General features: G+C 55.0%; 6 protein-coding genes and 1 pseudogene. All 7 read right to left on the bottom strand.

Going from position 1 to position 8,776, the window contains the following annotated elements:
* Positions 1-717: 717 nt before the first annotated feature.
* Positions 718-2,175, bottom strand: a complete 1,458-nt coding sequence (locus NKH12_RS29080) for an aldehyde dehydrogenase family protein (protein ID WP_352956282.1) — start codon at positions 2,173-2,175, stop codon at positions 718-720.
* A gap of 484 nt (positions 2,176-2,659) precedes the next feature.
* Positions 2,660-3,448, bottom strand: coding sequence for a maleate cis-trans isomerase family protein (locus NKH12_RS29075; protein WP_352956281.1), 789 nt, complete (start codon positions 3,446-3,448; stop codon positions 2,660-2,662).
* A 77-nt stretch (positions 3,449-3,525) separates the two neighbouring features.
* On the bottom strand, positions 3,526-4,602 hold the full coding sequence (locus NKH12_RS29070) for an ABC transporter ATP-binding protein (protein ID WP_352956280.1): 1,077 nt from the start codon (positions 4,600-4,602) through the stop codon (positions 3,526-3,528).
* A gap of 4 nt (positions 4,603-4,606) precedes the next feature.
* Positions 4,607-5,437, bottom strand: coding sequence for an ABC transporter permease (locus tag NKH12_RS29065; protein ID WP_352956279.1), 831 nt, complete (start codon positions 5,435-5,437; stop codon positions 4,607-4,609).
* The gene (locus NKH12_RS29060; protein ID WP_352956278.1) at positions 5,434-6,285 is read right to left on the bottom strand and encodes an ABC transporter permease; all 852 of its coding nucleotides are present in this window, start codon (positions 6,283-6,285) and stop codon (positions 5,434-5,436) included. Before NKH12_RS29060 ends, NKH12_RS29065 begins: the two co-directional genes overlap by 4 nt.
* 180 nt (positions 6,286-6,465) lie before the next feature.
* Complete coding sequence (locus tag NKH12_RS29055) at positions 6,466-7,548, bottom strand: ABC transporter substrate-binding protein (RefSeq protein WP_352956277.1); 1,083 nt, start codon at positions 7,546-7,548, stop codon at positions 6,466-6,468.
* Between the two features lie 513 nt (positions 7,549-8,061).
* Positions 8,062-8,700: pseudogene (locus tag NKH12_RS29050) on the bottom strand (IS256 family transposase); the annotation flags it as partial.
* Positions 8,701-8,776: the final 76 nt, after the last annotated feature.

The following is an 8,776-nucleotide window of genomic DNA, read 5'->3' as shown; positions in this document are numbered from 1 at the left end:
CCCCCGCCCCCCCCCCCCCCCCCGCCCTGCCCTCCCGCCGACCCACTGGCCCCTGCCGCCCGCCCCTCCCCCCCCCCCCCCCCCCCCCCCCCGCCCGACACCAACGAAACCGCAAAACAATGACGGGGTCAGTTCTTCGTTTCGCCCCAGGGGTCAAATCCTCACTTCGCTTGACACCATTCTTGACCTATTCACGAGGCCGCCACCCCGCAGATGTCCTCACTGTGAGAAGCTGCTCGCAGACGCCATCAAACCTAAACTGCCAAAGTAGTGCTTGTCGTCCGAATCAAAGGATGCGCTATGGGCCAGGTTCTGCATCGGAGCGCCACACCGCCGAGAACGCCTCGAGGAATTGCGCACCGGGGACGGCCGACCCCTGCCGCACTACCGTAAGCGATGCGCCAAGGCACCTTGCAACAGGCCGATGAACATGGGGTTTTCGGGCCATGACATTGGAACATGCAAGGTGCCTTGGCGCATCACTTACGGTCGATGCCACCGGTAGAAATCTCTTCCATTCGAACGCTCCCGGTTTGCCCATCCTAACCGATGCCAACCTAGCACCGGCGGAGCGGGAGCCTTCCATCCCATCGATTTTGAGCAGCTCTTGGTCTGACCCCCTTAACGGACGAAATCAATCTCGTTACGGCCACCCGAGAACGCATCCGGAAGAGCCGCCACATACAATTATCGATTAAGTCATGCCCTGCTGCTGCCTCACACCGACGATGGCTGCGAGATCCGGATGCCCACGTTTCTCGTCTGGACGTAGCCGTCCAGTGCTTCCTGACCCTTCTCCCTGCCGTAGCCGGACTGTTTTACTCCACCGAACGGCGTTTCGACGCCGCCGACGTACCATCCATTGACGTATATTTGGCCCGCCCATAGGCGATCGGCGGTCCAAAGGGCCTGATCGAGATTCTGCGTAAAGACGCCCGCTGCCAAGCCTTGATCAGTGTCGTTCGCCAACTCGACTGCCATTGCTGGATCATCGAAGGTAGTGACGGCAAGAACAGGACCGAATACTTCTTTCTGGAACAGACTACTGTCTCGCGCAACGTCGGCAAACACCGTCGCCGCCATGAAATAGCCGCTCCGCTCGGAAAGTGTAGTTCCACCAGTTACGAGCCGTGCGCCCTGGGATATAGCCGTCTGGCAGGCCTGCTCGATTCCCTGTCGCTGCTTTTGAGAGATCATCGGGGTGAGGTCGCAGTTTTCGCGTCCTGGACCGATTGACAGTCCTTCGACGCGGACCTTTAACTTTTGCAGGAGTTCGTCTGCAATAGTACGATCTACAAGCAAACGTGTTAGGCCGTTGCAATTTTGGCCAGCATTCGAGAAGGTTCCAATAGGCACCGCTTCCACAACCGCATCGAGATCGGCATCGGAATACACAACTGCAGCCGACTTTCCGCCCAGCTCCATAATGCAGGGCACGATACGCTCCGATGCGGCCCTGAGGACCCTTCGCCCGGTAGCCAGCGATCCCGTGAAGACTATGTGGCGAACGTCGGGATGTTCTATCAGCGCCTGGCCTGCCGTTTGGCCATAACCGGTGAGCACGTTGACCGTTCCATGCGGCAGCCCGGCGGTCTCGCAGGCACGTGCGATTTCAATTCCGCACAAGGGAGCCAGCTCTGGTGACTTCACCACCACGGAGTTGCCGGTTGCGATGGCGCAAGCCAGCGAACGGGCCGTCAGTTCCAGCGGGCCATTCCACGGGACGATCTGGGCGGACACGCCGAACGGACTTCTGACAGTGTAGTCGATAAGGTTGGCTCCGCGCGGGATCGAGCGACCTTCAAGCTTATCGGCCAAGCCACCATAGTACCGCAGGTATCTGACGGCGGTACGAACTTCGTCACGGGCGAAATTCAACGCCTTCCCCGTCTCGATGCAGTTAACGGTTGCGATCTCGTCGCTGCGCGATTCGAGTACGTCGGCAACGCGAAACAGCATGCGCCCACGATCATAGGGATGCATGTCTATCAGAACGCGGTCGCGAAAAACTCGGTTCGCGGCAGCAACAGCGAGTTCAACCTCTTCAGGTCCTGCTTCTGCTACGACGGCAATTGTCTCGCCATTTGACGGGTCATCAACCTCGATCCGCCTGCCGGACGAAGAATCCCGCCACTTCCCATCGATGTAATTCTTGATCACTTCTGCGCTAGCCATTTCCATCCCTCTCTCGAAATGTCACCGATCATTCCGGCCGCCACGAACTCGGCATTGTTGACGTTAGCCGCTTGCAGGCCAGTCGGCATCCGACACTTTGGCGATGTCACGCCGGAAAGGTCTTCGGACCGCCTGGGCATCGGTCGCAGCAGCGGGAAACCAAGGCGGCTTCCATCAGCTAGCTCAACGCCGCATCCCATACCCGTGCCGGCCCGGCCATCCATGCCTACTCCACGAGCACAAAGCCAATCGCGGCAGCAGTCAAAACGATGGCCGGTAAGAGCCCCGGGTCATGACCGGGCGCTTACAGTTGATATGAGGTCTTCGTTGCTGATCTGATCGAGTCTGGACCCTAACCTGAAACGACCATTAACCTGCGACGTGATGCGGTGCTGCGCAGCGGATTCGGCTTCAGAAAGCACCGACCTGAGCAGTCAATGAGTGAGACCGAGTCGGGTTTAGACGCAGCATCTAGGGCGCGCACTTACCTCAAGGCTGGTGAAGCCAGGAGCTGACCGTGTCCCACAACAGGCTTCTTATAACCCGCGAGCCTCAACGAGTCCCATAGCATTGCCTGATGAGCGGTAATCACTGGTACTCCCAAGCATGCCTCCAAGCGATCAATCACGCTCGAAGTTCGAAGAAGGGTGCAAGAAATAAACAGTGCTTCCGCATCGGACTTTTTGAATGAGCGGCCTGCTTCGAGGATGCTCTCCGGAGAGACCGCGGCGATGCCGGTTTCGCTTATCAGGTTGAATGAGGCAGACGCACATACTTTGAAACCATGATTTTCGATGCAATCAGCGACAACTGCAACCTCCTCCTCGATATACGGTGTGAGCATTGCAACGCGTTTGATCCCAAGTTTTTCGAAGGCGCGCAACGCTCCCGTCATGGGAGAAGTTAAGGACGACCCCGGCCGCGTTTGCTGCAACTCACTCTCCAACTTTTCTTGCGAAATGATGGCGGATCCAGAGGTGCAGGCATAGGCAAACACATTTACAGCCCCAGGAGGATCGAACAACTCGCCAGCCTGGGCTATCTCGAAAACATGACGACGCAGAACCTCAATCGCCTCGTCAGGTGAACTCGGCTCCTCGTGCTTGATTCTCGTAGAAGAGAGTGCTATGCTGCCATCCCTCAACATTCTGTGTAGTTCTAACTCAGTAATATAGTCATTAGATGTGAGAATTAATCCGATGACGGGCTCGCTTCCCACCGGGGGAAATGACTGCTTCACATGAATGGTCGAGTATCTGTCTTCCGAAGGCATTGGATATTCTCCTTACATTGGAACCGAAGCGAGCTAACCTTGACGATTGGTCGGTTACTTTTTGGACTAACGAAACACTAGAAGGTGAGGACGTTGGCGGCTGCAAACTTCACATATACGGGGTGACCTACAATCAATCCTGACATCGTCCCGACATTCTTTTGAATCACTAACAAGCGACTTTTCTCAGGGAGTTCGACCACGACGTGCACATCGGGACCAAGGGGAGCTACATCGAAAACTACTCCCCGGAGGAAATTCTGTTCTGGATCACCGGGAGGAGCTGCAGAGGATTCCAGTAGCTCAATGTTTTCTGGCCGTATACATAAGTTAGCATTATCTTTGACTACGGGGGATCGTGAGCGCAGTTCGGTACCACCCGCGGTAACGTAGGTGATGCAACCATTAATTGACTCGCCGCCCCTTTGCCCTAGGAGCCAGTTGGACCTGCCAACAAACTCAGCAACGAATTTATCCGCGGGCGTCTGGTAGATCGCAGAGGGAGAACCTCTCTGAACGATCTTTCCCTCACGCATTACGACGACTTCGTCACCCAGGCTAAGAGCCTCCTCCTGATCATGTGTTACCACTACGGTCGTCGCTCCTACCGATCGCAGGATTTCTCTTAATTCTAGGCGAAGCTCGAGACGCAACTTAGCGTCCAACGCCGATAATGGCTCATCCAACAATACTATTTGAGGATCGGTCGCTAGCGCCCGCGCCAGGGCTACACGCTGTTGCTGCCCGCCGCTTAGTTGACGCGGATACCTTGACTCCATGGCACTTAGCCGCACCAGCGACAGCATTTTCGTGACGCGCGCCGGTATTTCTGCAGGAGGGATCCCCCGATAACGCATACCATATGCCACATTCTGCGCAACCGTCATATGTGGGAACAGGGCGTAATCTTGGAATACAAGCCCAACGTTCCGTTCGTAGGGTCGCAACGCCCCGACGTCGCCGCCTGCAATCTTAACTGCACCTGCGTCCTGCCTTATGAAACCGGCTATGATCCTGAGTGTAGTTGACTTTCCACACCCGCTGGGGCCCAGAAGCGAAATTATGGCCCCTTTTTCAACACGCACGCTTACCCCATCGACAGCGGTAAATGCCCCATACTTTTTAATGATGTTTTCGAGTTCGAGAGCTATCATCTAATCACGCCTTATGGATATCTTGACCAATAGCTCGCTCCAAACCAATCACGCGATCAAGCGTGAACAGCAGAACAAGCGTCAGTGCTACAAGAACGACAGCCGTCGCCGCTATAGTGAGATCGAAGCTCGCCCTCATAAGCCCAACGAGCGCAACGGGGAGTGTGTAGGTTTTATAGTCGCTTAGGAAAAGGCTAATCGCTAGATCATCCATGGAAAAAGCGAACGCAAAGATCGCGCCAGCGGCTATGCTATTCTTAGCCAAAGGCAACGTCACCGTGAAAAAGGCTTGGCGTTCATTCGCGCCGAGGCCCAGTGCTGCCTCACGGAGACTTTCATTTATCCCCATCAGACCAATTAACGTCAATCGAATAGCGTACGGAATCGCTATTATCAGATGGCCGGCCGCAAGCCGGGTGAAAGGAGACATCAGCTGGAATGCTGAGAAAAACATAAGCATAGCGAAGCCCATCACCACTCCTGGCATTACAAGTGGAGACAGGAATATAGAAGCGATAAGGTCTCGCGAGCGATTCATTCGGCTCAGCGCCAGTGCAGCCAGTGTTCCGACGCAAGTCGCAAGCACGGTCGCAGACGCAGCGACTTGAATGCTCGTATAGAGTCCCTTCAACAGGTAATCATTGTGCCAAAGTCGGTAGAACCACTGCAGCGAAAAACCCGGCGGTGGAAATGGGCCTAGGTAATCTCGCGCGTCGAACGCCATCAGTATGGTGATAAAAACTGGAAGAAAAAGGAAAACAGTCGTCACCAATGTGACGGCGACGACATAAAGAGCGAGTGTCCCGTCTGCAAAGCGCTTTATAACGTTTTTCATGTCTTATCCAGTCTAGCAGCGAACCGTGCCAGCACGAAGATCAGTAGCACTGAGAGAATAATCATCATTATGGAGATCGCTGACCCGCTCGGGAAATTTGCGGATTCGCTGAACCGGCTATAGATGAGGTTCGAGACAAACAAGACGCGTCCCTTGCCAAGTATCCATGGCACAGCGAACGCGCTTATGCCTTGCGTTAGTAAGACTAGAAAAACCCCTACTATTCCACGGACACATAGAGGAATGGTAATAGTGAAATGCGACGCACAGGCTGAGGCACCTAAGGATTGAGCCGCTTCATGCAGCCGAGGGTTCAGGTTATTCACCGTGCCAAACAGCATTATTACACCGGTCGGAATTTCGTAGTGGCATAGCCCGGCAATAATAAGGAAATTAATATACCAGCCATTGCTCGTGCTTAATCCCAAGGCTGACGTGATAGGGTCCACAAGTCCACCAGTACCAAAAGTCAACTGAATGGCATAGATTCTGACTAAGCTACTGAAGAAGAGCATACCAACGGCGATAGAGAGCGCTACTTTTCTGGACGTAGGCGAAAAATGTCGAGTAATCACATACGTTATCGGAAACGAAATTAGGACTGCTATTGTAGCAGCTGCAAACGATAGAGCGTATGTTTGTATCACGTACCTCGCATAAACCGGACGAGCAAGCTCAGCGTAGTTCTCGAAAGTAAACGCTGCGCCCTCTATGGATCCGATACGACCAGGTGAGAATTGCTTAAAGCTTTCCGCAAGTGCCATTCCGATTGGAAGACCGAACAGAAGGCTGTATACGGCTATGGCAGGCAGGAGCAGCAGGACCTGATTTGTTGTTTGCTTATTCATTCAATGTGCCGTTTCCCACGCTTAGGCTCCTGCACCTCGGTTGCTTTGCCATGCTTTGCGAATGTGCATGGTTCGCAGAACTCCGGAGCAACCGATCATGTGGCAGTGTTGAAATCCGAGCGGTGATCTCGCTGAGATCAACGCTCGGATGCGGTAGATGCACTACGTTCGACAAAATCGCTATAGGAGTGGCACGATTTCCTGCTCCCAGCGCTGCATCCAGGCACTTGACTGCGTCGAAAGATAAGACCAGTCCGGGATGTAGACGGAACGCTCCATGTCTTCATTTGTCAGCATGAATGGTGCCATCTCTGCAGCTATCTTTGATTTGACATTTGCGGGCAGCCCTGAGCCGGATTGCTGAGCGAAGTAGGCATCGTTTTCCGGGCTGAGCACAAAATTTGCGAATTTGAAAGCAGCTTTCGTGTTCCCGCCCTTCAGCACACTCCAACCTTCATGGTAGACGAACGTTCGGAACCCACTTGCCGCATTCATTTTGTTTAGATATTTCAGCTTGAAGTTGCGCGAAAGGTCGATCGAGGCGTAGGACGTTGCAAAAATTATGCTGGTTTCGCCGGTACTAATGGAGGTTGTCACGTCCTGGTCAGAATTGGCCACGCGCCCAATGTTGCCGCTACGCGCGAGCTCTTTCATGAAGTCCCAAGCTGGCTCAAGGTTCTTCTCGTCGCCCCCTTTATGCAACGCGAGCATAACCATATTGAGATTGGAGCCGAGAGATGGCACACTCCAACAAATCTTTCCTTTCAGCCGAGGATCCAGAAAATCTTCTACTTTGGTTATCTGGAAAGGTGTCGTGTCTTCACGGTATACCCAAAAGGCGGACCCGACCGCGCGTGGGATGTTTACAATGTTTCCTGCAGCATCCTTTATGAGCAGCTTTTGCGGCACGTCGGCAAGGTTCGGGACCTTTTCCAAAGTGACTGGTTCTGCCCATCCCTCCGCGGCAATCATTTGGAAAGAAGGATCCCAACCGGTAAGAAGGTCTATGCCGGCGTTAGGCCACGTAGCCTTGATCTTCGACATGATGACCATAGCACCGCCAGCGTGGATCTGCCAGTTGATGTCCACATCCGACTGCTTTGCGGCTAGGGTTTTTATCACCTCAAGATATTTGCCACCCCATTCAACTGACGTGATCGCTTCAGTAGCTACAGCACGCCTATTTCCGAACAGGCCAGCAGTGGAAAGTAGCGCGGCTGACGCCGCGGTTTTGGCAAACTGACGCCTTGATAGTGTAAACATGCGATTCCCCTTTGTTTTTTTTCAAGGTACGGTTCACCCCCCGTAGTCGCGCTCAACGTGTTAGCCGTGCTCTTTAGAGCGCTCAGCCGAGAGCGGGGGGTGACCTAGATCCAGAGTGCTCGTTCGTCTGTCCTTGCAGGCGCTTCTCTGGCCCTGACAATGATATTAGCGGAGCAGTTCGCACTGGTCAGCGCAAAATTCCTCTTTTTATGCAGAAAGCCTGCGTTTTTCGCGGGTGGGCGCAGAATCCATTAAAGCGCCCGGATATACGGCAGGTATGATCAACGGTGGGCGGACAGGCGCGAAACCGTGGCATCGAGCAACTGCGTTTCCTCCCACAGATGGTAGGCAGGGATGTCGAGATGCTCCCATCGGAGCGGCGAGTTAGGCCAGAGGGGTTCCGGTAAGAGTTGTGTGCGTCAAGTTCTGCAAAATGGCGTGGCATTGCGGTGACGTCGGCGTGGCCGCCGCGCAGCTCCCGTGTTTCGCGGAGCGGCGGACACATGACGGTGCTCAGGCGGCCAAGGCCCTCAGGCTCTCCTTCTTGTGCTCGCGCAGATGATCCATGTTGAGATAGCGGGTCGCCTCGAGCCAGTTCTCGTGGATCTCCACCGCCAATGCCCGAACCAGCCGCAGACAACTCCGCGGGTTGGGGAAGATGCGAACGACCAGGGTGCGCCGCTTGATCTCCTGGTTCAGCCGCTCCAGCATGTTCGTCGACTTCATGTGCTTGTGGTGAGCTAGCGGCAGCCGATAGAAGCTCAGCGTCTCCTCGATGTTATCTTCCACCCAGTTGACCAGCTTCGGGTATTTGGCCTGCCATTTGGCGATCCACTGCGCCAGGTCGCGTTTGACCTCGGCAAGGTCGCGCCGGTCGTAGAACCATCTGAGCTCCATCAGGCAATCGTCGTCGACCTTGCGCGGCACGTAGTCGAGCGCGTTTCTGAGGAAGTGCACGTAGCAGCGCTGCCAGACCGCCTCGGGCAGCACTTCGCGGATTGCCGCCCTGAGCCCCGGATGGTCGTCGGAGACGACGAACTCGACGCCGGCGAGCCCGCGATTCTTGAGCCCCGTCACGAAGTCGCGCCAGCTCGAATGGCTCTCCCGGTTGGCCAGCTCCACGCCCAGAACCTGGCGCCGGCCCTCCCAATCTGTCAATGCCGCTCGAATTTTCCCCAAAAGTGCCGAAGTAAAATTCCCCAGTTTCGCCGCTCAGGCTGTTGCGGAA

This window comes from Mesorhizobium sp. M1322 (genome assembly GCF_040318085.1).
Classification (GTDB): domain Bacteria; phylum Pseudomonadota; class Alphaproteobacteria; order Rhizobiales; family Rhizobiaceae; genus Mesorhizobium.
Note: the sequence above shows the minus strand (reverse complement) of the source record. Positions and strands in the feature narration are given on the sequence as shown.

Bases quoted from the DNA above. Each gene is read 5' to 3' on its own strand.
- NKH12_RS29080 (WP_352956282.1), bottom strand. From the start codon at position 2,175: ATGGCTAGCGCAGAAGTGATCAAGAATTACATCGATGGGAAGTGGCGG.
- NKH12_RS29075 (WP_352956281.1), bottom strand. From the start codon at position 3,448: ATGCCTTCGGAAGACAGATACTCGACCATTCATGTGAAGCAGTCATTT.
- NKH12_RS29070 (WP_352956280.1), bottom strand. From the start codon at position 4,602: ATGATAGCTCTCGAACTCGAAAACATCATTAAAAAGTATGGGGCATTT.
- NKH12_RS29065 (WP_352956279.1), bottom strand. From the start codon at position 5,437: ATGAAAAACGTTATAAAGCGCTTTGCAGACGGGACACTCGCTCTTTAT.
- NKH12_RS29060 (WP_352956278.1), bottom strand. From the start codon at position 6,285: ATGAATAAGCAAACAACAAATCAGGTCCTGCTGCTCCTGCCTGCCATA.
- NKH12_RS29055 (WP_352956277.1), bottom strand. From the start codon at position 7,548: ATGTTTACACTATCAAGGCGTCAGTTTGCCAAAACCGCGGCGTCAGCC.